General features: G+C 69.6%; 24 protein-coding genes. 12 read left to right on the top strand and 12 right to left on the bottom strand.

The genetic code is table 11. The features are described from left to right. The first annotated feature begins 25 nt into the window (after nt 1-25). The 3 genes from DDZ18_RS07535 to DDZ18_RS07545 all read left to right on the top strand — a co-directional run bounded on the left by DDZ18_RS07535 (nt 26) and on the right by DDZ18_RS07545 (nt 1,404). A complete protein-coding gene (locus DDZ18_RS07535) occupies nt 26-316 on the top strand; it encodes a hypothetical protein (RefSeq protein ID WP_109252745.1) in 291 nt (96 codons plus the stop codon). A gap of 81 nt (nt 317-397) precedes the next feature. Beyond that, nucleotides 398-883, top strand: a complete 486-nt coding sequence (locus DDZ18_RS07540; RefSeq protein ID WP_109252746.1) for an MgtC/SapB family protein — start codon at nt 398-400, stop codon at nt 881-883. Nucleotides 884-966: 83 nt separating this feature from the next. After that, nucleotides 967-1,404 (top strand): thioredoxin domain-containing protein, encoded by a 438-nt coding sequence (locus DDZ18_RS07545; RefSeq protein ID WP_109252747.1) that lies wholly within the window; start codon nt 967-969, stop codon nt 1,402-1,404. Here DDZ18_RS07545 and DDZ18_RS07550 read toward each other — a convergent pair. Both DDZ18_RS07550 and DDZ18_RS07555 read right to left on the bottom strand, forming a co-directional pair. Further along, nucleotides 1,401-1,865, bottom strand: a complete 465-nt coding sequence (locus tag DDZ18_RS07550) for a thiol-disulfide oxidoreductase DCC family protein (RefSeq protein WP_109252748.1) — start codon at nt 1,863-1,865, stop codon at nt 1,401-1,403. The two genes, DDZ18_RS07545 and DDZ18_RS07550, sit on opposite strands and share 4 nt — an antisense overlap. A gap of 4 nt (nt 1,866-1,869) precedes the next feature. After that, nucleotides 1,870-2,190, bottom strand: a complete 321-nt coding sequence (locus tag DDZ18_RS07555; protein WP_109252749.1) for a DUF1476 domain-containing protein — start codon at nt 2,188-2,190, stop codon at nt 1,870-1,872. 250 nt (nt 2,191-2,440) lie between these two features. Here DDZ18_RS07555 and purC point away from each other — a divergent pair, with 250 nt between their 5' ends. Genes purC through purL form a run of 4 tightly spaced genes read left to right on the top strand, consistent with a single transcriptional unit; the run spans nt 2,441 to nt 6,355 of the window. Next, a complete protein-coding gene (gene purC / locus DDZ18_RS07560) occupies nt 2,441-3,205 on the top strand; it encodes a phosphoribosylaminoimidazolesuccinocarboxamide synthase (protein ID WP_109252750.1) in 765 nt (254 codons plus the stop codon). Next, nucleotides 3,202-3,444, top strand: coding sequence for a phosphoribosylformylglycinamidine synthase subunit PurS (gene purS / locus DDZ18_RS07565; RefSeq protein WP_109252751.1), 243 nt, complete (start codon nt 3,202-3,204; stop codon nt 3,442-3,444). The genes purC and purS overlap by 4 nt, the downstream gene beginning before the upstream one ends. A 14-nt stretch (nt 3,445-3,458) precedes the next feature. Next, the gene (gene purQ / locus DDZ18_RS07570; protein ID WP_109252752.1) at nt 3,459-4,124 is read left to right on the top strand and encodes a phosphoribosylformylglycinamidine synthase subunit PurQ; all 666 of its coding nucleotides are present in this window, start codon (nt 3,459-3,461) and stop codon (nt 4,122-4,124) included. Beyond that, nucleotides 4,121-6,355, top strand: a complete 2,235-nt coding sequence (gene purL / locus DDZ18_RS07575) for a phosphoribosylformylglycinamidine synthase subunit PurL (RefSeq protein WP_109252753.1) — start codon at nt 4,121-4,123, stop codon at nt 6,353-6,355. Before purQ ends, purL begins: the two co-directional genes overlap by 4 nt. Before the next feature lie 5 nt (nt 6,356-6,360). Here purL and DDZ18_RS07580 read toward each other — a convergent pair whose 3' ends face one another. From DDZ18_RS07580 to DDZ18_RS07590, 3 genes are all read right to left on the bottom strand, one after another. Next, on the bottom strand, nt 6,361-6,609 hold the full coding sequence (locus tag DDZ18_RS07580) for a helix-turn-helix transcriptional regulator (protein ID WP_109252754.1): 249 nt from the start codon (nt 6,607-6,609) through the stop codon (nt 6,361-6,363). After that, nucleotides 6,606-7,082 (bottom strand): hypothetical protein, encoded by a 477-nt coding sequence (locus DDZ18_RS07585; RefSeq protein ID WP_109252755.1) that lies wholly within the window; start codon nt 7,080-7,082, stop codon nt 6,606-6,608. Before DDZ18_RS07585 ends, DDZ18_RS07580 begins: the two co-directional genes overlap by 4 nt. A 153-nt stretch (nt 7,083-7,235) precedes the next feature. Further along, the gene (locus DDZ18_RS07590; protein WP_146190629.1) at nt 7,236-7,712 is read right to left on the bottom strand and encodes a tetratricopeptide repeat protein; all 477 of its coding nucleotides are present in this window, start codon (nt 7,710-7,712) and stop codon (nt 7,236-7,238) included. Nucleotides 7,713-7,920: 208 nt separating this feature from the next. Between DDZ18_RS07590 and DDZ18_RS07595 the strand changes: the two genes are divergently transcribed. Together DDZ18_RS07595 and grxD are read left to right on the top strand one after the other, a co-directional pair. After that, a complete protein-coding gene (locus tag DDZ18_RS07595; RefSeq protein WP_109252757.1) occupies nt 7,921-8,151 on the top strand; it encodes a BolA family protein in 231 nt (76 codons plus the stop codon). A 57-nt stretch (nt 8,152-8,208) separates the two neighbouring features. Continuing rightward, nucleotides 8,209-8,553, top strand: a complete 345-nt coding sequence (gene grxD, locus DDZ18_RS07600; protein WP_109252758.1) for a Grx4 family monothiol glutaredoxin — start codon at nt 8,209-8,211, stop codon at nt 8,551-8,553. Between the two features lie 6 nt (nt 8,554-8,559). On the opposite strand, the gene DDZ18_RS07605 is transcribed toward grxD, so the two are convergent. Both DDZ18_RS07605 and rpsD read right to left on the bottom strand, forming a co-directional pair. Continuing rightward, a complete protein-coding gene (locus tag DDZ18_RS07605) occupies nt 8,560-8,934 on the bottom strand; it encodes a hypothetical protein (RefSeq protein ID WP_109252759.1) in 375 nt (124 codons plus the stop codon). A gap of 118 nt (nt 8,935-9,052) precedes the next feature. Further along, nucleotides 9,053-9,670, bottom strand: coding sequence for a 30S ribosomal protein S4 (gene rpsD / locus DDZ18_RS07610; RefSeq protein ID WP_109252760.1), 618 nt, complete (start codon nt 9,668-9,670; stop codon nt 9,053-9,055). Nucleotides 9,671-9,906: 236 nt separating this feature from the next. Here rpsD and DDZ18_RS07615 point away from each other — a divergent pair, with 236 nt between their 5' ends. Then, the gene (locus DDZ18_RS07615; RefSeq protein WP_109252761.1) at nt 9,907-11,202 is read left to right on the top strand and encodes an SDR family oxidoreductase; all 1,296 of its coding nucleotides are present in this window, start codon (nt 9,907-9,909) and stop codon (nt 11,200-11,202) included. Further along, the gene (locus DDZ18_RS07620) at nt 11,202-11,672 is read left to right on the top strand and encodes a DUF2269 family protein (protein ID WP_109252762.1); all 471 of its coding nucleotides are present in this window, start codon (nt 11,202-11,204) and stop codon (nt 11,670-11,672) included. The genes DDZ18_RS07615 and DDZ18_RS07620 overlap by 1 nt, the downstream gene beginning before the upstream one ends. A gap of 10 nt (nt 11,673-11,682) precedes the next feature. Here DDZ18_RS07620 and DDZ18_RS07625 read toward each other — a convergent pair whose 3' ends face one another. After that, entirely contained in the window at nt 11,683-12,441 is a 759-nt protein-coding gene (locus DDZ18_RS07625) for an RNA methyltransferase (protein ID WP_109252763.1), read from the bottom strand. Between the two features lie 115 nt (nt 12,442-12,556). Between DDZ18_RS07625 and DDZ18_RS07630 the strand changes: the two genes are divergently transcribed. Next, complete coding sequence (locus DDZ18_RS07630; protein ID WP_109252764.1) at nt 12,557-13,780, top strand: NADP-dependent isocitrate dehydrogenase; 1,224 nt, start codon at nt 12,557-12,559, stop codon at nt 13,778-13,780. A 54-nt stretch (nt 13,781-13,834) separates the two neighbouring features. Here DDZ18_RS07630 and DDZ18_RS07635 read toward each other — a convergent pair whose 3' ends face one another. From DDZ18_RS07635 to DDZ18_RS07650, 4 genes are all read right to left on the bottom strand, one after another. Further along, nucleotides 13,835-15,577, bottom strand: a complete 1,743-nt coding sequence (locus DDZ18_RS07635; RefSeq protein ID WP_109252765.1) for a cation:proton antiporter domain-containing protein — start codon at nt 15,575-15,577, stop codon at nt 13,835-13,837. A gap of 111 nt (nt 15,578-15,688) precedes the next feature. Further along, nucleotides 15,689-18,364, bottom strand: a complete 2,676-nt coding sequence (gene alaS, locus DDZ18_RS07640) for an alanine--tRNA ligase (protein WP_109252766.1) — start codon at nt 18,362-18,364, stop codon at nt 15,689-15,691. Nucleotides 18,365-18,526: 162 nt separating this feature from the next. Continuing rightward, the gene (gene recA / locus DDZ18_RS07645; RefSeq protein WP_109252767.1) at nt 18,527-19,624 is read right to left on the bottom strand and encodes a recombinase RecA; all 1,098 of its coding nucleotides are present in this window, start codon (nt 19,622-19,624) and stop codon (nt 18,527-18,529) included. 115 nt (nt 19,625-19,739) lie between these two features. Next, nucleotides 19,740-22,289 carry a hybrid sensor histidine kinase/response regulator gene (locus DDZ18_RS07650; RefSeq protein ID WP_109252768.1) on the bottom strand — a complete coding sequence of 850 codons (2,550 nt, stop codon included), beginning with the start codon at nt 22,287-22,289 and terminating at the stop codon, nt 19,740-19,742. Nucleotides 22,290-22,295: the final 6 nt, after the last annotated feature.

A 22,295-nucleotide genomic window follows, 5' to 3' on the forward strand; every position in this document is an offset into this window, starting at 1 on the left:
GGATCGTCATCAGGGAGACTCGACGATGGACGCCCTGCTCGTCTCCGCGGTGGCCGCTGCGTCCGCAGCCGGACCGGCCGAGACCGTCGAGCTCATAGAGATAGGGGCCGAGGCTCGCCTCCACCGGACCGCCGCTCTGGCCGAGAACCGGTCCGGGCGCTGCAGCGAGCGCCGATCGGCGTCCGCGGGCCGGGAAATGCTGGTGATCCGCGACGCCGACACCGGCGAAATCGTTTCGCGGATCGACCCGCGCGATCATGGCGAGGCAATGGGCCGTATCCTGGAGCGCGTGCTCGACGAGGCGTCCACCAGCTGATCCGCGTCGGGCCGTCGATCGCGACGCCTTGCATGCCCGGAATGCTTCGGGCTCCATGAGCGCGTCCAGGAGATGCGCCCGATGCCCGACTGGCTTTCCCAACCCGGCGTGCCCGCCGGCTTCGCCGACAGCGCCCTGCGCCTGCTGCTGGCGGCCGTCGCCGGCGCCGTGATCGGCTTCGAACGCGAGAAGCCGGAGCGCAACGCGGGCTTGCGCACCAACATGCTCGTCAGCCTCGCCGCCTGCCTGTTCACGCTCATCGCGTTCACGCTCGCCGAAGCCGCCTCCGTGGCCGGCGACGCCGCGCGCGCCGACCCGATCCGCGTCATCGAGGCGGTGACCGCCGGCGTCGCGTTCATCGCGGCGGGCTCGATCATCCGCTCCGGCGCCGATGTGCGCGGCGTGACGACCGCCGCCGCGCTCTGGCTCGCCGGCGCGGTGGGCGTGGCCTTCGGCGCGGGCGCGTTCGGGCTCGGCGCGCTCGCCGTCGCGCTGGCGCTGATCGTGCTCGCCCTGATCGGGCGCATGGAGACCGTGATCTTCAAGGGCCGCGAGGACGAGGACTGACGCCGCGCTCACGAAAGCCTGACTTCCGCGACGACGTTCGCAGCGCCTAGCCTGCGCCGACGCCGAAACCCAGCGGATCCCGAATGCGACACATCGTTCTCGCCCTCATCGCCGCCGTCATGATCACCGCGCCCGCGAACGCGCGCGCCGGGGACGCCGCCGGGGACGCCGAGCCCCGGCTCGTCGCCGCGACCTTCCGGTCGGCCTGGTGCGGCGCCTGCCGCATCCTTGAGCCGCGAATCGACGCCGTCGAGCCGCGCTTCGCCGAGCGCCCGGTCGAGTTCGTGCGATTCGACTTCACGTGGGGCCGCCGCGAAGGTCTGCGCGAGCAGGCCGCCGCCGCAGGCGTCGCGGAAATCTACGACCGCCACGCCGGCGGGACCGGCTACATGCTGTTGATCGACCGCGAGGCGGGCGACGTGCTCGCGATGATCACGATCCGTCATGGCGAGACCGACATCGCCGCGGCGATCGAGCGCGCGCTGGCGATCATCGATCAGCGAGCCGAGTTCGGGCTCTAGTCGATGAGCCTGCGCCGGAGGGCGGGATCGGGAAGCGCGCAGACATCGCCGGGGCCGAAGACGCGAATGCGATGCCGCGCCACGAATCGGTAAACCGGCTCGCGCAGGAATTTCGGGAACACGCCGGCGATCCGCGCCAGCACGCCCCAGAACCCGGCGAGGCGCCGGCCGACCGCGATCACGCCGTCGGAGGAGGTCTTCGCGATCCCGTCCTCGACGACCAGCCAGGTCCAGGGATCCCCGGCGTCGATCCCGTAATGGGCGAGCAGGGCGCCCCCCAGATCGGACTGCACGGTCGTGATCCGGAACAGGTCGTCCGGATCGCCGCGCGCGACCGTCCGCGCGCCCCAGGAACACAGCGCGCAATCGCCGTCGACGACGAGCAGGACGCGATCGTCGGGGAAATCGGGAACGGCGGGATCGTCGCGGAACGAATACGGCGCGGGCGCGGCGGCCGTCATCGGCCTACTCGGCGCGCACCTCTTCGCGCGCCTTTTCGAGCAGCATCTCCATCTTGTTACGGATCTGATGGTCGGACTGCTCGACGCCCCGGGTGTCGAAGTCGCCGCGGATCTTGCGGAAGACGTCCTCGTGGCCGACTTCCTCGAAATCGGCCTTGACCACTTCCTTGGCGTACGCGTCGGCGTCGTCGCCGGTCATGCCCATGAGCTCGGCCGCCCAGAGTCCCAGCATGCGGTTGCGCCGCACGACGGCCTTGAACTCAAGCTCCTGATCGTGGGCGTACTTGCTCTCGTACGCTTTCTCGCGGTCATCGAAACTCGACATCGGGGGCGGCCCTTTCCTGAATTCAAACCGTCCATTTTGGTTATCCCGCGCGGGCGGGGGAATCAATCGCGCTGAACCGCGCACAGGCGACGTCGTCATATTGCGGCCGCGAACCCGAGCGCTTATGTTCCCGGCCCGACGGCGGCCCGTAGCGACGGGCCGTTTCGCATTTCTCGGGCCGACGCGCCGCACCGCTCTTTCAGACTGAAGGCTCTGCGGCGCCCGCCACCAGCCGGAGCGCAGTCCGCCCATGTCCCGCCGGAAGAAACTCTACGAAGGCAAGGCCAAGATCCTCTACGAGGGGCCCGAGCCGGGCACGCTCGTCCAGTATTTCAAGGACGACGCCACCGCCTTCAACAACCAGAAGCACGCCATCCTCGAGGGCAAGGGGGTGCTCAACAACCGCATCTCCGAGTTCATCATGGAGCACCTCAACCGGATGAGCGTGCCGACGCACTTCATCCGGCGGCTGAACATGCGCGAGCAGCTCATCCGCGAGGTCGAGATCATCCCGCTCGAGGTCGTGGTGCGCAACGTGGCGGCGGGCTCGATCGCCAAGCGCTTCGGGCTGGAGGAAGGCGAGGCCCTGCCCCGCTCGATCGTCGAGTTCTACTACAAGAGCGACGAGCTCGGCGATCCGATGGTCGCCGAGGAGCACATCACCGCGTTCAACTGGGCGACCACCCAGGAGATCGACGACATGATCGCCATGGCGCTGAGGGTCAACGACATCGTGTCGGGCCTGTTCGCCGGCGCCGGCATCCGGCTCGTCGACTTCAAGCTCGAATTCGGCCGGCTCTACGACCAGAACGACATGGTCCGCGTGGTGCTCGCCGACGAGATCAGCCCGGACAGCTGCCGGCTGTGGGACCTCGAGAGCAATGAGGTGATGGACAAGGACCGCTTCCGCCGCGATCTCGGCGGCGTCACCGAGGCGTACGCCGAAGTGGCGCGCCGGCTGGGAATCATGAAGGAAGCCGGCCAGGGCAACGGAATGGACGAGGCGGCCTCATGAAAGCGCGCGTGCACATCTTCCTCAAACCCGGCGTGCTCGATCCCCAGGGTCAGGCGGTCGCCCACTCGCTGAAGCATCTCGGCTTCGACGAGGTGTCCGACGCCCGCCAGGGCAAGCTCATCGAGATCGATCTCGACACCGCCGACGCCGAGGAGGCGCAGCGCCGGGTCGACGACATGTGCAAGCAGCTGCTCGCCAACCCCGTCATCGAGAACTACGACATCGAATTGAGCGCCTGAGCCGGTCCCGCCGCATGAAAACCGCCGTCATCGTCTTTCCCGGCTCGAACTGTGATCGCGACGCCGCCGTCGCGCTCGAGACCGTCACCGGGACCGCCCCGCACATGGTCTGGCACGAGGAGAGCGCGCTGCCTGACGGGCTCGACTTCGTCGTCGCGCCGGGCGGGTTCTCCTATGGCGACTATCTGCGCGCCGGCGCGATCGCGGCGCGATCGCCGATCGTTTCCGACCTCAAGCGCAAGGCCGAGGCGGGCGTGCCCGTGCTCGGCGTGTGCAATGGCTGGCAGATCCTCATCGAGGCCGGCCTGCTGCCGGGCGCGCTGATGCGCAACGCCGGCCTGCGCTTCGTGTGCGAGAAGACGCCGCTGCATGTCGAGACGACGAATTCGCGCTTCACGCGCGCCTACGGCGACGATCGCGACATCGTCATCCCGGTCGCCCACCATGACGGCAATTACTTCGCCGACGACGCCACCCTCGACCGGCTCGAGGCCGAGGGCCGGATCCTGTTCCGCTATCAGGCCAATCCCAACGGATCGGCCCGCGACATCGCCGGAATCGCCAACGAGGCCGGCAACGTGCTGGGCATGATGCCCCACCCCGAGCGCGCGGTGGATCCCGTCCATGGCGGGGTCGACGGCCGCGCCCTGTTCGAAAGCGTGCTGGGAGCGACCTCATGAGCGACGCCGAACGCTACGCCCCCGGGATCACCGAGGAGATCGCCCTCGAGCACGTCACCGCCGAGGAGTACGACACCATCCTGCGCGAGCTGGGCCGGCCGCCCAATCCGGTCGAGCTGGGCATCTTCTCGGTGATGTGGTCGGAGCACTGCTCCTACAAGTCCTCGCGGCTCCACCTGCGGAAGTTCCCCACCGAGGGCGAGCGCGTCGTCTACGGGCCCGGCGAGAACGCCGGCGTGGTCGATATCGGCGACGGCCAGGTCGCCGTGTTCAAGATGGAAAGCCACAACCATCCGAGCTTCATCGAGCCCTACCAGGGCGCGGCGACCGGGGTGGGCGGCATCCTGCGCGACGTCTTCACGATGGGCGCGCGGCCCGTGGCGCTGATGAACGCGCTGCGCTTCGGCGCGCCGGATCATCCCAAGACGCGCCGGCTCGTCTCCGGCGTCGCAGCCGGCATCGGCGGCTACGGCAATTGCGTCGGCGTGCCCACGGTCGGCGGCGAGACCAATTTCGACGCCGGCTACAACGCCAACATCCTCGTCAACGCGATGGCCGTGGGGATCGCGGAGAAGGACAAGGTCTTCACCGCCGCGGCGAAGGAGGCCGGTTTCCCGGTGCTCTATGTCGGCGCCAAGACCGGACGCGACGGCATTCACGGCGCGACCATGGCCTCGGCCGAGTTCGACGAGGCCTCCGAGGAGAAGCGCCCGACGGTGCAGGTCGGCGACCCGTTCACCGAGAAGAAGCTGATCGAGGCCTGTCTCGAGCTGATGGCCGAGGACGCGATCAGCGCCATCCAGGACATGGGCGCGGCGGGTCTGACCTCCTCGTCGGTGGAGATGGCCTCGTCGGGCGGGCTCGGCATCGAGCTCGATCTCGACCACGTGCCCCAGCGCGAAACCGGCATGAGCGCCTACGAGATGATGCTCTCCGAATCCCAGGAGCGCATGCTGATCATCCTCAAGCCCGGCGCCGAGCCGGTCGCCGAGCGCATCTTCAGGAAGTGGGATCTCGACGTCGCCACGATCGGGCGGACCACCGACACCGGCCGGCTCGTGCTGACCCACCAGGGCGAGACGGTCTGCGACCTGCCGCTCGATCCGATCGGCGAGCAGGCGCCGAAATACGACCGGCCCTGGCATCCGCCCGAAGCGCGCGCACGCATCGACGCGAGCCGCATCCGCGCGCCCGAACATTTCGGCGACATCCTCGCCCGCCTCGTCGGCTCGCCCGACATGGCCTCCAAGCGCTGGATCTGGAGCCAGTACGACCGCCACGTCATGGCCGACACGGTCGCCTCCTCCGAGGATCCCGCCGACGCGGCCATCGTGCGCGTCCACGGAACGGACAAGGCGCTGGCGATCACGACGGACTGCACGCCGCGCTACTGCGCCGCCGATCCCGTCGAGGGCGGCCGGCAGGCCGTCGCCGAGGCCTGGCGCAATCTCACCGCGGTCGGCGCCGAGCCGATCGCGATCACCGACTGTCTGAATTTCGGCAATCCCGAGCGTCCCGAGGTGATGGGCCAGTTCGTCGGCTGCATCGACGGCATGGCCGAGGCGTGCGCCGCGCTTTCCTTCCCCGTCGTGTCGGGCAATGTCTCGCTCTACAACGAGACCGAGGGCCGCGCGATCCCGCCCACCCCGGCCGTCGGCGCCGTCGGCCTGATCGAGGATGTCCGCGCCCGCGCCGGCTTCGGGACCATGCGCGAGGGCGACGTGCTGGTGCTCGTCGGCGAGACCCGCGGCGAGCTCGGCGCCGGCCTGTTCATGCGCCATGTCGAGAACAGCGAGGACGGCGCGCCGCCCCATGTCGACCTCGCCGCGGAGAAGCGCAACGGCGACTTTGTCCGCACCGAGATCCGCGCAGGACGCGCGCGCACCGTCCACGACCTCTCCGACGGCGGGCTCGCCTGCGCGGTCGCGGAGATCGCGATGGCGTCCGATGTCGGCGCCAAGCTCGCCCATGACGGCGAGATTCCGCTGACGGCCTGGCTGTTCGGCGAGGACCAGGCCCGCTATCTCATCGCCGCCGAGCCGAAGACCGCCGAGGCGATCGTGGCCAATGCGAAAACGGCCGGCGTTTCCGCGACGGTCGTCGGTCTCGCCGGCGGCGCGGAGATCACCGTCAACGGCGGCCATGCGGTGATGGTGGAGCGCCTTCGACAGGCCAGCGAGGGCTGGATGCCCGCGCTCATGGCCGACATCGACGACGAACGCGCGGCTTGACCCAATCAGGCGGTCGTTGAGGACTCACGCTCTGAACCGGCGCCAGTCTCATACTTAAGCCGGAACACCGCCTCGACCGGCACGTCGAAATATCGTGCGATCTTCAATGCGATCACGGTGGAGGGCGTGAACCGGCCCACCTCGATCGTGCTGATCGTCTTGCGTGAAACGCCGATCGCTTCGGCGAGCTCGGTCTGGCTGATTCCGTGTTCAGCGCGCAGCACGCGAATGCGGTTGCTGAGCGGCGCGCTCACGCCTCGCCCCCGACGTCCTCGCCAACCATCCCGAACCGATTGATGATGAAGAAGGAGAGCGCAAACATCGCCAATGCGAAGGTGATGATGAGGTCCACCGTCGACTCAGCGGAAAGACGCGACAACACGGTTCGATCCATGATGCTCAACCCGACGAGAAACGCGACCATCAGCGAAAACGCGGTCAGCGCGGCCTGACGGAACAGCGCGCTGAGATACCCCCCGCTCGACCCGCGGCCAGCCGGCTTGCCGCCCCGAATTTTCAGATTGATCAGAAGCGGCGCAAAGACCGTCACGATCAATGCCGCCCCGCCGATCTGCAAATATTTGATGAGGTCGCCGGACGCCGAGGAGATGAAATCCTCAGCCACATTGAGCGAGAAGATGAATGCGACCACGGCCGTTCCGGCCGCTGTCAGGGTGGCCACGCCGTCTGTGGCTTCGGCCGGGTTCCGCGGATTGAAAATGGACATTGGCGCAGCTCCGATATCAAACGAATTCGATACCCAGACGCTACACTCTGATACCTATCGGTGTCAATTTGGGAGTTTAACCTCCTATCCATTCATAGAAAAAAGGCCGGGGCGCAGCCGCCCCGGCCCGAATTTCCCAATGGCGATGTCGGTTCAGGCCGAGCAGGCGGCGAGCGCCTGGTTGTGCGCGACGGCGGCTTCGCCGGGCGCCAGCTCGGCGGCGCGGGCGAAATCGCTCGCCGCGCCGGCCCGGTCGCCGTCCAGCCATCGCGCCGCGCCGCGATTGGTGTGGGCCCGCCAGACGTCCTGGCTGGTCGCGACGGCGGCGTCGCAGACTTCCACGACGTCGCCGCGCGCGCCGCCATTGGCGAGCGCCGCGCACAGATTGACGTTGGCTGCGCCCTCGTCGCGGGCGGGACCGCCCTCGAGCGCCTCGCGGGCGAAGTGCGCCGCGGCGCGCCAGTCGCCGCGGTCGACGCGGGTCGCCGACGCGCTGACGTCGCGATCCGCGGTGCGCTCGGCGACGAAGGCCGGCTCGGCCGGGCACTCTTGCGCCTGCGCGCCAGCGGCCGCGGTCAGGCTCGCCGCGACGGACAGAGCTGCGATCTTGGGGAGGAAGCCGATGGACATCTCATTCTCCTTGAATATGACTGCGCCCCACATGAGCGGGGCGCTCACAGGGTTTAGCGTGATGACCGCCGTTCGAAAAGTGAACGATGTTCATTTTTGCGAAAATGTTCGGCGATCCCGTTCGCGCTGTCGCCCGCAGGACACGCCCGGGGTTCGCCTCGGCCGCCGTTTCATATAGGTCAGGGTCAGCCAGCCCGGAGACGCGCCGATGCCGATGACCGCCGATTCCATCACCGACCTGATCAAGCAGGGGATTCCCGACGCCGAGGTGGAGATCGTCGATCTCGCCGGCGACGGCGATCATTACAAGGCCGTCGTCGTCGCCGAGAGCTTCCGCGGCCTGCCCAAGGTCAAGCAGCATCAGAAGGTCTACGCCGCGCTCGGCGACCGGATGGGCGGCGAGCTGCACGCGCTGGCGCTCGAGACCCGGGCGCCTTGACCGGAGCGCTCGCGACGCCTAGCTCAGTGAGACCGGTTCGCAAAAAGGCGAGACACCATGACTGACGCCGCCACCCTTGAAGACATCAAGAAGGCCGTGACCGAGAACGACGTCGTGCTCTTCATGAAGGGCACGCCGGTCTTCCCGCAATGCGGCTTCTCCTCGGTCGTCTCGCGCGTGCTTGAGCATCTCGGCGTCGAGTACGCCGCGGTCAACGTGCTCGAGGACGACGCCGTCCGCCAGGGCGTCAAGAGCTATTCGGACTGGCCGACCATTCCCCAGCTCTACGTGAAGGGCGAGTTCGTCGGCGGCTGCGACATCGTCAAGGAGATGTTCGAGAGCGGCGAACTGAGGACCTTCCTCAGCGACAAGGGCGTGCTGCCCGCCGGCGACGCGGCCTGATCGGCGCTACGGCCTGACCGGGTTGACCAGGCGCAGCTCCGCGCTGGCCGGCACGTAGAGCTCCTCGCGCGTCCAGACCAGTTCGACGCCGTCGGGCAGATAGGCCTCGCAGCGGTCCGGCTCGACCCGGCGCAGCGCGACATCGAAGCGCCAGCCGCCTTCCGGCCCGCCGGTGACCTCCAGATCGAAACTGTCCTTGTTCGTGCAGCCGCCCGAGCGAACGCGCACGACGAGATCGCCCTCTGGGCTCACCCGCCAGGCGTACACCGGCTCGAGGCTGTCTTCGGCGAACGACGTGCGGGCGCCACCCGCATCGCCCATGGCGCCGGGAACGGCGCAACCGGCCATCGAAAACAGGATCGCAATCAGCCCGGACCGCATCGGCGAACTCCCGTATGTGTGCGGCCCACTCTAGCGCGGAACGCGCGTACGCCCCAACGCATACGAAAAAGGCCCGCCGGTTCCGGCGGGCCTTTCGCATTTCTGCTCGTAGAGCGTCCTACGAGGAGTAGAACTCGACCACGAGGTGGGGCTCCATCTTCACCGGATAGGGCACGTCGGAGAATTCCGGGATCCGCGAATAGGTAGCCTTCATCGCCTTGGGATCGATCTCGATATAGTCCGGGATGTCCCGCTCGGGGCTTTCCAGCGCCTCGAGCACCAGCGCCATGTTGCGCGACTTCTCGCGCACCTCGACGACGTCGCCCGGCTTGCAGCGATAGGACGGGATCGTGACCTTGCGGCCGTTCACCTTGACGTGGCCGTGATTGACGAACTGGCGCGCGGCGAAGACCGTCGGCACGAACTTCGAGCGATAGACCACCGCGTCGAGCCGGCTCTCCAGCAGGCCGATCAGGTTCTCGGCGGTGTTGCCCCGGCGGCGCTGCGCCTCGCCATAGGTCCGCTTGAACTGCTTCTCGGTGATGTTGCCGTAATAACCCTTGAGCTTCTGCTTCGCCATGAGCTGAAGCCCGAAGTCGGACATCTTGCCCTTGCGGCGCTGGCCGTGCTCGCCGGGGCCGTAGGGGCGGGAATTGATCGGAGACTTCGACCGGCCCCAGATGTTTTCGCCCATCCGGCGGTCGATCTTGTATTTCTGCGTATGACGCTTCGACATGTCTTTCCTGTTTCGACGCGGCCCGGCGGGGCTCCCTCACGCCCCGCGATGAAAACGGCGGTTCACGCGTCGCCCGTGAGCTTCAAGGACGGCGGCTCCGGGGCCGCCTCGAGGGAAGCGCGGGTTATGTTGCAGGGACCGGGCGAAGTCAACCGGAGCAAGCGGTCAGACGCGCGCGCCCCGCGTCTTGCTCCCGCGCGCGAACCCGCCGACCCTGAGACCGTGGGGAGGCGGCGATGCGCGTGCTCGTTCTGGGCGGATACGGCCTGATCGGTTCGGCGATCGCGCGCGCCTGCCTCGATCGCGGCTGGCGCGTGACCGGGGCCGGACGTCGCCCAGTGATCGGCCAACAGCGGATCCCCGGCGCGGAATGGGCCCGGGTCGATCTCGCTGCGCCCAATGATCCGGCCTGGCGCAGCCTCCTCGACGGCGTCGACGTGGTGATCAACGCCGCCGGCGCGCTGCAGGACGGCGGACGCGACGATCTCGAGGCCGTCCATGCGCGCGGCCTCGCCGCTTTCGTCGACGCCTGCGACGCCGCGGGCGTGAAGCGCTTCGTCCAGATCTCCGCGCCCGGCGCAGCGGCCGACGCCGCGACGGCCTTCCTGCGCACCAAGGCGGCCGGCGACGCGGCGGTGCGGGCCCGCGACGGCGCGTGGGCGATCCTCAAGCCCGGCCTCGTCATCGGCCCGGCCGCCTACGGCGGTTCCGGGCTGATACGGGGGCTCGCCGCCCTGCCCTTCGTCCAGCCCATCGCCCACGCCGACAGCCCCGCGCGCACGGTCGCGTTGTCCGACGTCGCCGACGAGGCCGCGGCCTGCGCCGCCGGCGAGCGGACCGACGACTACGAGGCCGATCTCGTCGAACCCGATCCGCGCACGCTGGGCGGCGTGATCGCCGCGCTGCGCGCCTGGCTCGGCCTTCCCCGCGCGCGGATCGTTCGCATGCCGGGCTGGACGGCCGGACTCGCCGGCGCGGCGGGCGACCTCGCCGCGGCGCTGGGCTGGGCGACGCCGCTGCGCTCGACGGCGATGCGGACGATGGCCAATGGAGTGGACGGCGATCCCGCCGCGGCCCGGGCCTCCCGCGGGGCGGACCTGATGACGCTGGAGGCGACGCTGGCCCGCATGCCGGCGAGCGCCCAGGAGCGCCTCTACGCGCGGCTCTATTGCGTCCGCCCGCTGGTCATTGTCGTGCTGGCGGTATTCTGGGTCGCCTCGGGCGCGATCGGGCTCGCCCGCTTCGACGCCGCAGCCGGGATCCTCGAAACGGCGGGCGCAGCGGCGCCCCTGCCCGCCCTCGCCGTCGCCGGCGGTTCGCTCGCCGATCTCGGGCTCGGGGTCGCCGTCCTGCACCGGGCGACGAGCCGCGCGGCGATGCTGGGCATGATCGGCGTCTCCGTCGCCTATCTCGCCGCAGCGACGATCCTCACGCCGGGGCTCTGGGCCGACCCGCTGGGGCCGCTGATCAAGATATTCCCGGCGGCCGCGCTGGCGCTGGCCGGGCTCGCCATGGACGCGGGCGAGCGATGATGCTCCTCGAACTCCTCCTCCGCTGGGTCCACGTCATCGGCGCGGCGGTCCTGCTGGGAACCGGCGCGGGCATCGCCTTCTTCATGGTGATGGCCCAGCGCACGCGCGATGCGGGCCTGATCGCCCACGTCGCCGGCACGGTCGTCATCGCCGACTGGGTGTTCACCGCGAGCGCGGTCGTCATCCAGCCGATCACCGGGATCGCGCTGGCGCACCTCGTCGGCTGGCCCCTCACCGAGCCCTGGGTGCTGGTTTCCCTCGGCCTCTACGTGATGGTCGGCGGGTTCTGGCTGCCCGTGGTGTGGATCCAGCACCGGCTGCGCGATCTCGCCCGCGCCGCCGCGGAGACCGGATCCGACCTGCCCGACGCCTATCACCGCCTCTACCGGGTCTGGTTCGCTTGCGGCTTTCCCGCCTTCGCCGGCGTGCTCGCCATCCTCTGGCTGATGATCGCGCGGCCGGCGTTCTGATCCCGAAGCCTCATTCGCGATCCACCCTGTACTTGCCGCGCCCGACGGCGAGCGCCTTGATCGCGCCGCGCAGGGTGCGGACCTCCTGCTCGGTCAGCCCGCCGCGGGCGAAGATGTTCCTGAGATTCCGCTTCATCAGCGGCGTCTTCTCGGGCGGGTAGAAGAAGCCGGCGCGCTCGAGCTCGTCCTCGAAATGCACATAGAGCCGCTCCAGCTCCTCCTGGCCGGCGCGGTCCTCGAGGGGGGCGAACGCGTCCGGGGCGGGATCGCCGGCGCGCCATTCATAGGCGACCACCCCGCAGGCCTGGGCGAGGTTGAGGCTGGCGAATCCCGGCTCGACCGGCAGGGTCAGGATGGCGTTCGCGCGATTGACGGCCTCGTTGGGCAGGCCGGACTTCTCCGCGCCGAACAGCACGCCGACGCGCGAACCGGCCGCGATCTCGCCCTTCGCGTTCGCCATCGCCTCGCGAGCGGTTGCGACCGGCTTGACCATGCCGCGCGGCCGGGCCGTCGTCGCGTAGACGACGTCGAGATCGGCGATCGCGGCGTCGAAGCCGTCGTAGAGCTTCGCGTAATCGTGAACCGGCGAGCCGGCCGACATCGCCTCGGCGGCGGGATTGGGCCAGCCGTCGCGCGGCGCCACCAGACGCAGCTCGGGCAGCCCGAAATTGCCCATCACGCGCGCCGCCGCGCCGATATTCTCGCCCATCTGGGGATGGACCAGGATGAAGACCGGCGCGTTCGCTTGTCCGGTGTCGTCGTCGGCCATGGCCGCCCTTCCTATCGCCGGTCCGGGGTGCTAAGAGCCCGCGCGAACCTCTCGACTTCTCCCCTCGGCGCGCGGCTCACGCGCGCCGGACACTGCAAGCGGAAGATATCCAGCCATGGCGAAGATCAAAGTCGACAATCCGGTCGTGGAGCTCGACGGCGACGAGATGACCCGCATCATCTGGGCGCTGATCAAGGAAAAGCTGATCCTGCCCTATCTCGACATCGACCTGAAATACTACGACCTGTCGATCCAGAAGCGCGACGAGACCGACGACCAGATCACCGTCGACGCCGCCAACGCCATCAAGCAGTACGGCGTCGGCGTGAAGTGCGCGACCATCACGCCCGACGAGGCCCGCGTCGAGGAGTTCGGGCTGAAGAAGATGTGGCGTTCGCCGAACGGCACGATCCGCAACATCCTCGGCGGCGTCGTCTTCCGCGAGCCGATCGTCATCCAGAACATTCCGCGCCTGGTGCCGGGCTGGACGCAGCCGATCGTGATCGGCCGCCACGCCTTCGGCGACCAGTACCGCGCCACCGATTTCCGCGTGCCCGGTCCGGGCAAGCTGACGATGAAGTACGAGCCCGCCGACGGCGGCGAGGTGCAGGAATACGTCGTCCACGAGTTCGACGGCGCCGGCGTCGCCATGGGCATGTACAACCATGACGACTCGATCCGCGACTTCGCGCGCGCCTCGCTGCGCTACGGCCTCAATCGCGGCTGGCCGGTCTATCTGTCCACCAAGAACACGATCATGAAGGCCTATGACGGCCGCTTCAAAGACATCTTCCAGGAAGTCTACGAGGCCGAGTTCAAGGACAAGTTCGAGGCCGCGGGCATCACCTACGAGCACCGCCTGATCGACGACATGGTCGCCGCCGCGCTGAAATGGTCGGGCGGCTTCGTCTGGGCCTGCAAGAACTATGACGGCGACGTCCAGTCCGACACGGTCGCCCAGGGCTTCGGCTCGCTCGGCCTGATGACGTCGGTGCTGATGACGCCCGACGGCAAGACCGTCGAGGCCGAAGCCGCCCACGGCACGGTCACCCGCCACTACCGCCAGCACCAGCGCGGCGAGCAGACCTCGACCAACTCGATCGCGTCGATCTTCGCCTGGACGCGCGGGCTCGGCCATCGCGGCAAGCTCGACGGCAACGACAAGCTGATCACCTTCGCCGAGACGCTCGAGACCACGATCGTCGAATGCGTCGAGGACGGCTTCATGACCAAGGACCTGGCGCTGCTGGTCGGCGACGAGCAGGGCTGGCTGACCACCGAGGGCTTCCTCGACAAGGTCAGCGAGCGTTTCGAGGAAAAGATGAAGGGTGTCGTGTAAGGCGCTGCTTCCAAATCTGAAATGAAAAGGCCGGGCGGCGACGCCCGGCCTTTTTCATGACGGTTCGTCGATGCGCCCCCGCGCGTATTCGCTGTCGCGCTCGTGGGCGATGCGGTCGCGCACCGTGTCGCCGGGCAGGCCGCATTCCTCGAGCGCGCGGCCGGCGAGCTGCAGGCCGGCCTCGATGGCGTCCGGGATGACGTAGCTCGCCCCGGCCTTGTAGAGCTTGCGGGCGTGCTCGGCGTCGCGGGCGCGCGCCAGCACCGGCGCGTCGCGGCGCACCGAACGCACCGCGCGGACCATCGCCTCGGCGCTGTCGGGGTCGTCGACGGTGACGACGAAGAGCGCGGCGTGCTCGGCGCCGGCGCGCTTGAGAATCTCCGGGCGCGCGGCGTCTCCGAGAAAGACCCGCCAGCCCGCGCGGCGCTGCTCGGCCACACGCGAGGCGCGTCGGTCGAGCGCGACGATCTCGGCCTCCTCGGTCTCGAGCACCCGCGCGATGGCGCGGCCGACGCGACCGAAGCCGGCGATCACGACATGATCGCGCAGCTCCGAGACGCCGTTGACGACGGGCGCGCCGGCCTCCGGCTCCTCAAGCCTCGCGGCGACGATCCGACCCAGACGGCCGAACATCGGGGTGAGCAGCATGGACAGCGCCGCGATCGCGGTGACGATGGTGGCGGCGACCGGGTCGATGATCGCGCCGGCCGAGGCCGCTCCGACGATGACGAAGGCGAACTCGCCCGCCGGCGCCAGCAGGAAGGCCGCCTCGACGGACAGCGCGCGCCGGCCGGCGAACAGGCGGCAGGCGAGCGCAGCGATGGCGAGCTTGACGACAAGCATCGCGGCGAGCCCGCCGGCGATGAGCGGCAGGTAGCGCCACACCGCCGGCAGATCGAGGCTCATGCCTACCGTCATGAAGAACAGGCCGAGCAGCAGACCCTTGAACGGCTCGAGATCGACCTCGACCTGGTGCTTGAACTCGGTCTCGCCCAGCAGCAGCCCGGCCATGAAGGCGCCCAGCGCCAGCGACAGGCCCGCCCCGGCCGTCAGCAGCGCCGCGCCGACGAGCGCCAGCAGGGTGAGCGCCATCATGAAGTCGCGGCCGCCGGCCATGGCCGCGACCCGGAATACGCGCCTGAGGCCGAACCGGCCGATGACCAGGATCAGGAGAATGGCGATGGCGCCCTGCAGCAGCGCCTCCAGCAAGGCGGTCGCCAGGCTCGTATCGGCGTCGCGGCCGAGAAAGCCCACGAGGATCAGGATCGGCGCGACGAGAATGTCCTGGAACAGCAGGACGGCCAGCGCCACCAGGCCGACGGCGGTCGCGGCGCGGCGCTCCTCGGTGAGCACCTGCATGACGATGGCCGTCGACGACAGCGCCAGCGCCAGACCGATCGTCGTCGCCGACGGCGCGGGCACGCCGGCGAGATAAACTCCCGTCCCGATCACGAAAGCGCTGGCGAGCGCCTGCAGCCCGCCGGCGCCGAACACGACCTTGCGCAGGCGCCAGAGCCGCTGGAAGGAGAGATCCAGCCCGAGCAGGAAGAGCAGGAAGAGCACGCCGAGCTCGGCGAACGGCGCGGCGGCCTCCGGGTCGGAGATCGTCACGTATTCGAGCGCGGGCCAGCGGTCGGAGAACGCGCCGAGCGCGTAGGGGCCGAGCACGACGCCGGCGAGCAGAAAGCCGAGCACGCCGGACATCCGCCCCAGCCGGAGCAGCGGCACGATCAGGCCGGCGGCGAACAGGAAGACGATGGCGTCCTTGAACCAGGTCTCCTGTCCCTCGTGGCCCATCGCGAACTCCTCTTACCAGCGCCCGGCCCATGATAGCGCAGCGTGCGCGCGCCGTCGGACCCCGCCCGACAGGAGAACCCGTTTCGGGCTTTCAGGGAAGCGCCGGCGGACTTATTCGGCCGCCTCGGCGGCGCGATCCTTCAGCGCCTCGCGGATCGCGGCGAGCGCGGCGTCGGCCTTGGCGCCGTCGGGCCCGCCGGCCTGGGCGAAGTCGGGTCGGCCGCCGCCGCCCTTGCCGCCGACGGCCGCGGAGCCTGCACGAACGAGCTCGACGGCGTCGACGCGGCCGGAGAGATCGTCGGTCACGCCCACGGCGAGCGCGGCCTTGCCGTCATTGACCCCGACGAACGCCGCCACGCCCGAGCCCATCTGCTTGCGCGCCTCGTCGACCATGCCGCGCAGATCCTTGCCGCCGACTCCCTCGGCGACGCGGCCGATGAATTTCAGCCCGCCGACATCCTCGGGTCCTGCCGGCGCATCCGAGCCGGCGCCGCCCATGGCGAGCTGCTTCTTGGCCTCGGCGAGCTGGCGTTCGAGCTTCTTGCGCTCGTCCAGCAGCGCGGCGACGCGGTGCTCGAGCTCGTTGACCGGGATTTTCAGCCCTTCGGCGAGTGAACGCGCGACGCCGGCCTGGTGCTCCAGCCACTGGCGGGCGGCCTCGCCGGTGAGCGCCTCGACGCGGCGGACGCCGGCCGAAACCGCGCTTTCGCCGACGATCTTGAACAGGGCGATGTCGCCGGTGCGCATGACGTGCGTGCCGCCGCACAGCTCGATCGAGTAGGGATCGTCGCCGCCGTCGAGCGCGCGACCCATCGCCAGCACGCGCACTGTGTCGCCGTACTTCTCGCCGAACAGGGCGAGCGCCCCCTTCTCCATGGCCGCCTCGGGCGTCATCACCGCGACCTCGCTCGGCGCGTTCTGGCGGATCACCGCGTTCACCTGCGCCTCGATCGCGTCGATCTCGTCGTCGGTCAGCGCCTTGGCGTGGGAGAAGTCGAAACGCAGCCGGTCGGGCCCGACATAGCTGCCCTTCTGGGTCACGTGCGGGCCCAGCACGTCGCGCAGGGCGGCGTGCATCAGGTGCGTCGCCGAGTGGTTGGCGCGCGTCTTCTCGCGCCGCTCGCCGTCGACGACGAGCCGCGCGGAATCGCCGACGCGGACGGTTCCACCCTCGACATGGCCGATATGGGCGAACACATCGCCGGCGCGCTTTCTCACGTCCTCGACGACGAAGCGCGCGCCGGAGGCGAATTCGATCACGCCCGCGTCGCCGATCTGGCCGCCGCCCTCGGGATAGAAGGGCGTCGCGGCGAAGACGAGCTCGCCGCTCACGCCGTCCTCTAGGGCCTCGACCTCGCCGCCGCCGGCGACGATGGCCTGGACCGTCCCCTCGCCCTCAAGCGCGGAATAGCCGAGGAATTCCGTCGCGCCGGCCGCGTCGCCGACCTTGAACCAGACCGCCTCCGGGGCGGCCTCGCCCGATCCCGCCCAGCTGGCGCGCGCCTCCTCGCGCTGGCGATCCATCGCCTTGTCGAACCCGTCGACATCGACCTCGACGCCCCTGGCGCGCAGCGCATCCTGGGTGAGGTCGAGCGGGAAGCCGTAGGTGTCGTAGAGCTTGAACGCCGTCTCGCCGGGCAGCTTGTCGCCGGGCCCGAGATCGGCGACGGCGTCTTCGAGCAGAGCGACGCCGCGTCCGAGCGTGCGCTGGAAGCGCTCCTCCTCGGCGCGCAGCGTCTCGGTGATCATCGGCAGGGCGCGATCGAGCTCGGGGAAGGCACCGCCCATCTCCGCCGCCAGCGTCGGCGCCAGCCGGTGCATGACCGGCTCCTCGGCGCCCAGCAGGTGGGCGTGGCGCATGGCCCGGCGCATGATCCGGCGCAGCACATAGCCGCGGCCTTCGTTCGACGGGGTGACGCCGTCGGCGAGCAGGAAGCTCGTCGCGCGCAGATGGTCGGCGATCACGCGGTGGCTGGCGAGCGCCTCGCCGGCGGCCTCGCGGCCGAGCGCCTCCTCGGAAGCCGCGATCAGCCGGCGGAAGAGATCGACCTCGTAATTATTGTGCACGCCCTGCAGGACTGCGGCGATGCGTTCGAGCCCCATGCCGGTGTCGATCGACGGCTTTGGCAACTCGTGACGCGTGCCGTCGTTCTGCTGGTCGAACTGCATGAAGACCAGGTTCCAGATCTCGATGAAGCGGTCGCCGTCCTCATCGGGCGAGCCCGGCGGGCCGCCCGGGATCTCGGGGCCGTGGTCATAGAAGATCTCCGAACACGGTCCGCACGGACCGGTGTCGCCCATCATCCAGAAATTGTCCGACGTCGCGATGCGGATGATCCTGTCGTCGGGCAGGCCGGCGATCTTCTTCCACAGCGCGGCGGCTTCGTCGTCCTCGGCGTAGACGGTCACCAGCAGGCGGTCGGCCGGCAGGCCGAACTCCTTGGTCACCAGCGTCCAAGCGTGAAGGATCGCGGCGTCCTTGAAGTAATCGCCGAAGGAGAAATTCCCCAGCATCTCGAAGAAGGTGTGGTGCCGGGCGGTGTAGCCGACATTGTCGAGATCGTTGTGCTTGCCCCCGGCGCGCACGCATTTCTGCGACGAGGCCGCGCGCACGTAATCGCGCCTCTCCGCGCCGGTGAACACGTTCTTGAACGGCACCATGCCGGCGTTGACGAAGAGCAGGGTCGGGTCGTCCTTCGGCACCAGCGGCGCGGACGGCACGATCTCGTGGCCCTCGGAGGCGAAATAGTCGAGAAACTTGGCGCGGATGTCGCGCAATGCGGTCATGACGGGCTCCGGCGCGAACGCTCGCTCTGGCGCCGGCCCCGGCGGGCCGGCCTTGTCGCCCCCCATATACGAACGGGCGCCCGGCTTCGCCAAGCGCCCGTCGCAATCGACCGGGATTTCCGCGCGCGGCGAGGGACGGCGCCGCGCCGGGCGGAGAGGGGGTCAGCCCGCGGCGGCGGAATCCCCGTCGGCGTCGTCGGCGTCGTCCTCGGTCTCGGGCCCGCCAAGCATTTCCTCGGCGATCAGGCCGGCGTTCTTGCGCACCGTGGCCTCGATCTTGTCGGCGATGTCGGGATGCTCGGCGAGGAATTTCCGCGCATTCTCGCGGCCCTGGCCAATGCGCTCGGAGTCGTGGGAATACCAGGAGCCGGACTTCTCGATGACGCCCGCCTTCACGCCGAGATCGAGCAGCTCGCCGGTCTTGGAGATGCCCTCGCCGTAGAGGATGTCGAACTCGACCTCCCTGAACGGCGGAGCGACCTTGTTCTTGACCACCTTCACGCGGGTCTGGTTGCCGATCACCTCGTCGCGGTCCTTGAGCGCGCCGATGCGGCGGATGTCGAGGCGCACCGAGGAGTAGAACTTGAGCGCGTTGCCGCCGGTCGTGGTCTCCGGATTGCCGAACATCACCCCGATCTTCATGCGGATCTGGTTGATGAAGACCACCAGGCAGTTCGATTTCGAGATCGAGCCGGTGAGCTTGCGGAGCGCCTGGCTCATCAGGCGGGCCTGAAGGCCGGGCAGCGAATCGCCCATCTCGCCCTCGAGCTCGGCGCGCGGGGTGAGCGCGGCGACCGAATCGATGACCAGGATGTCGATGGCGCCGGAGCGCACCAGCGTGTCGGCGATCTCGAGCGACTGCTCGCCGGTGTCGGGCTGGGAAACGAGAAGCTCGCCGACATCGACGCCGAGCTTGCGGGCGTAGACCGGGTCGAGGGCGTGTTCGGCGTCGACGAAGGCCGCGGTGCCGCCGGCCTTCTGGGCCTCGGCGACGACGTGCAGCGCCAATGTCGTCTTGCCGGAGCTTTCCGGGCCGTAGATCTCGACGATCCGGCCCTTGGGCAGGCCGCCGACGCCGAGCGCGATGTCGAGCCCGAGCGAGCCGGTCGACACCGTCTCGACGTTCTGCGCCGGGCGCGAGCCGAGCTTCATCACCGAGCCCTTGCCGAAGGCGCGGTCGATCTGGGTGAGCGCGGCGTCGAGCGCTTTCTGCTTGTCCATGTCGTCGTCTTTCACGATGCGGAGATTGGAAGAAGCCATCGGGCGCGCTCCTCTTATTTCACGCCCGTCCGAGTCGGGCAATTGAGGAGACCGTACCCGTTTCGTTCCGCGAACGCAACAAGAACATCGAAGCGCGACGGAACGCTCGCCGGCTTCAGCCGCCGAGCTCTTCCTTCACGCGCTCGGCGAGCTGGGGCAGCGTGAACGGCTTGGGCAGGAAGGAGACGTCGAGCTCCTTGGACAGCGTGTCGGAAAACTGCTCCTGGGCGTAGCCGGAGATGAACACGACGCGCGCGTCGCCCAGCTTGTCGCGCCCCTTCTCCAGCAGGCCCGGCCCGTCGAGCCCGGGCATGACGACGTCGGAGATGATCAGGTCGAAGCTCTCCGGCTCTTCGGTGAGGATCTCCAACGCCTCCTCGCCGTCGCAGGCCTCGACGACCTCGTAGCCGCGCTTGATCAGCGTCTTCGCCGCGATCGAGCGGACCGCGTCCTCGTCCTCGACCAGCAGGATGCGCCCCTTGCCGGCGAGGTCGGCGGGCTTGGAGGGCTTCTCCCGGGCGGCCTTGTCGGCCTCGATCGCCTCGGCCTCCTCGCGGCTGGGCGCGTGCTCGGGCAGATAGATAGTGAAGGTCGTGCCCTCGCCCGGCTTCGACTTCGCGAACAGGAAGCCGCCCGACTGCTTGACGATGCCGTAGACGGTGGCGAGCCCGAGGCCGGTGCCCTGCCCGGCCTCCTTGGTGGTGAAGAAGGGCTCGAAGATCTTGGCCAGCGTCGCCTCGTCCATGCCCGAGCCGGTGTCGCTCACGCGGATCGCCGCCCAGCGGCCTTCCTTCGGGTCGGGCGCGCCGGCCCGGCGCACCTCGTCGGCGTCGACGGCCTCGGTGGTGATGGTGAGCGCGCCGCCGCCGTCCTCGCGCATCGCGTCGCGGGCGTTGGTGGCGAGATTCATCACCGCGTTCTCGAGCTGGGTCTTGTCGGCGCGGATGAGCGGCAGGTTGCGGCCGTGCTTGATCTCCAGGCGCACCGATTCCTCGAGCACCTGGCGCAGCAGCACGGAGAAGTCCGACAGCGTGTCGCTCAGATCGAGCGTCGTCATGCGGAAGGTCTGCTTGCGCGAGAAGGCCAGCAGCTTCTTCACCAGTCCCGCCGCGCGGGCCACGGTCGAGTTGATCTGCTGCAGCTCGGCGTAGGACGGATCGCCCACGGGATGCCGGCCGAGCAGCTCGTCGGTGTTGAGCCGGATCGCGGTGAGCATGTTGTTGAAGTCGTGGGCCACGCCGCCGGCGAGCTGGCCGACCGCCTGCATCTTGGCGGCCTGGGCGAACTGCCGCTCGAGCTCCTTCAGCGCCGAGATATCCACGATATACGCCGCGCGCTTTCCGCCGCGCGCGGGCGCGAAGAAGAGATGCACCTCGCGCACGGCGTCGTCGCCGGCGCGCATGCGCGCCTCGGAGGGTTCGCCGCGACCCGACAGCGCGCGCGAGAACACCTCTTCGGCGCTCTCGCCTTCGCTCCAGTCGAACAGCTCGGTGAAGGGCTTGCCCGGGATCGCGCCGCCGCCGGACAGCTGAACGAGCGCCGGGTTGGCGTCCTCGAGGATCGCCGTCTCGGGATCGGCGCCGTCGAGCCGGCACACGCCGAAGGGCGCCGAGGCGAACATGTCGTCGAGCGTGCGCCCGGCCTTCGGGCTGGCGTCGGCGATCGCCTGGGCCACGCCCGGCGGCGCGCCGGTGGTCGACAGACCGTAGACGACGCAGCGCGCCCGCGGCGGGCGCTCCTCGTCCCATTCCACGGCGAGCACGACGGGGCTCTCGACGCCCTCGCGCGCGAGCAGGCGCGCGTCGAGACGGCTGACGCCGTCGGCGCCGCGGGTCTTGGCGAAGGCCTTGCCGAAATCGCCGGCGAGGAAGTCCTTCACCTTGAGCGGGCGCTCAGCCTCGACGCCGAGCCATTCGCGCAGCGTGGCGTTGGTCGCCAGCACGCGCCCCTCGCCGTCGGCGAGGAACAGGCCCACCGGGGCGCGCTCGGCCCAGTCGGGCGTCTCGATCTCGGTGTCGGGTTCGGCGCGCTCCTCGAAGAAGCGCCACACCGCGCCGCCGCCCTCGAGCGGCGAGACCTCGGCGGCGTAGACCGTCGCGCCGTCCGCCGACCGCCAGGCCGGCAGCGTCTCGCGGCCGGTCTGGCCGGCCGCCGCCGCGCGGGCGAGCCGATAGACCGCGCCGCCCGCCGCGCCCGTCCAGATGCGCTCGGGTCCGACCGGTCCGCCGCGGCCGCCGTCGCCAGCGAGCGCGCGATAGGCCGCATTCGCCCAGCGCGGCCGGCCGCCGGCGTCGGTGACCAGGACGGGGTCGCGCAGGGCCTCGAAGGCCGCCGCGGCGAGCCCCTTCACGCCCGTCTCCGAGCTCGAACCCGCGGCGAGCGAGCGGCCGGCCGTCTCGCCGGCCGCCAGCGCGTAGAGCAGCAGGAACGCCACGCAGGCGATTCCCGACAGCAGGACGAAGCCGTGCCAGCCCGCGCTCGCCGCGGCGAACAGCGCCACCGCCGCGGCGCCGAACGCACCCAGCGCCGCGGCCCAGAACACCGCCCGGGCCAGCGGCCGGGTCCAGCGCGACCGCGGCTCCGGGGCCGCCTCCGCGCGCTCGTCGGATTCGGGCGCGTCGGCTTTTCGGGACGTCTCGGTCTCGGCGGCGGGGGCGTCGGTCATGGCGCT

Origin of the sequence: Marinicauda salina (assembly GCF_003122085.1) — a bacterium.
GTDB lineage: Bacteria > Pseudomonadota > Alphaproteobacteria > Caulobacterales > Maricaulaceae > Maricicauda_A > Maricicauda_A salina.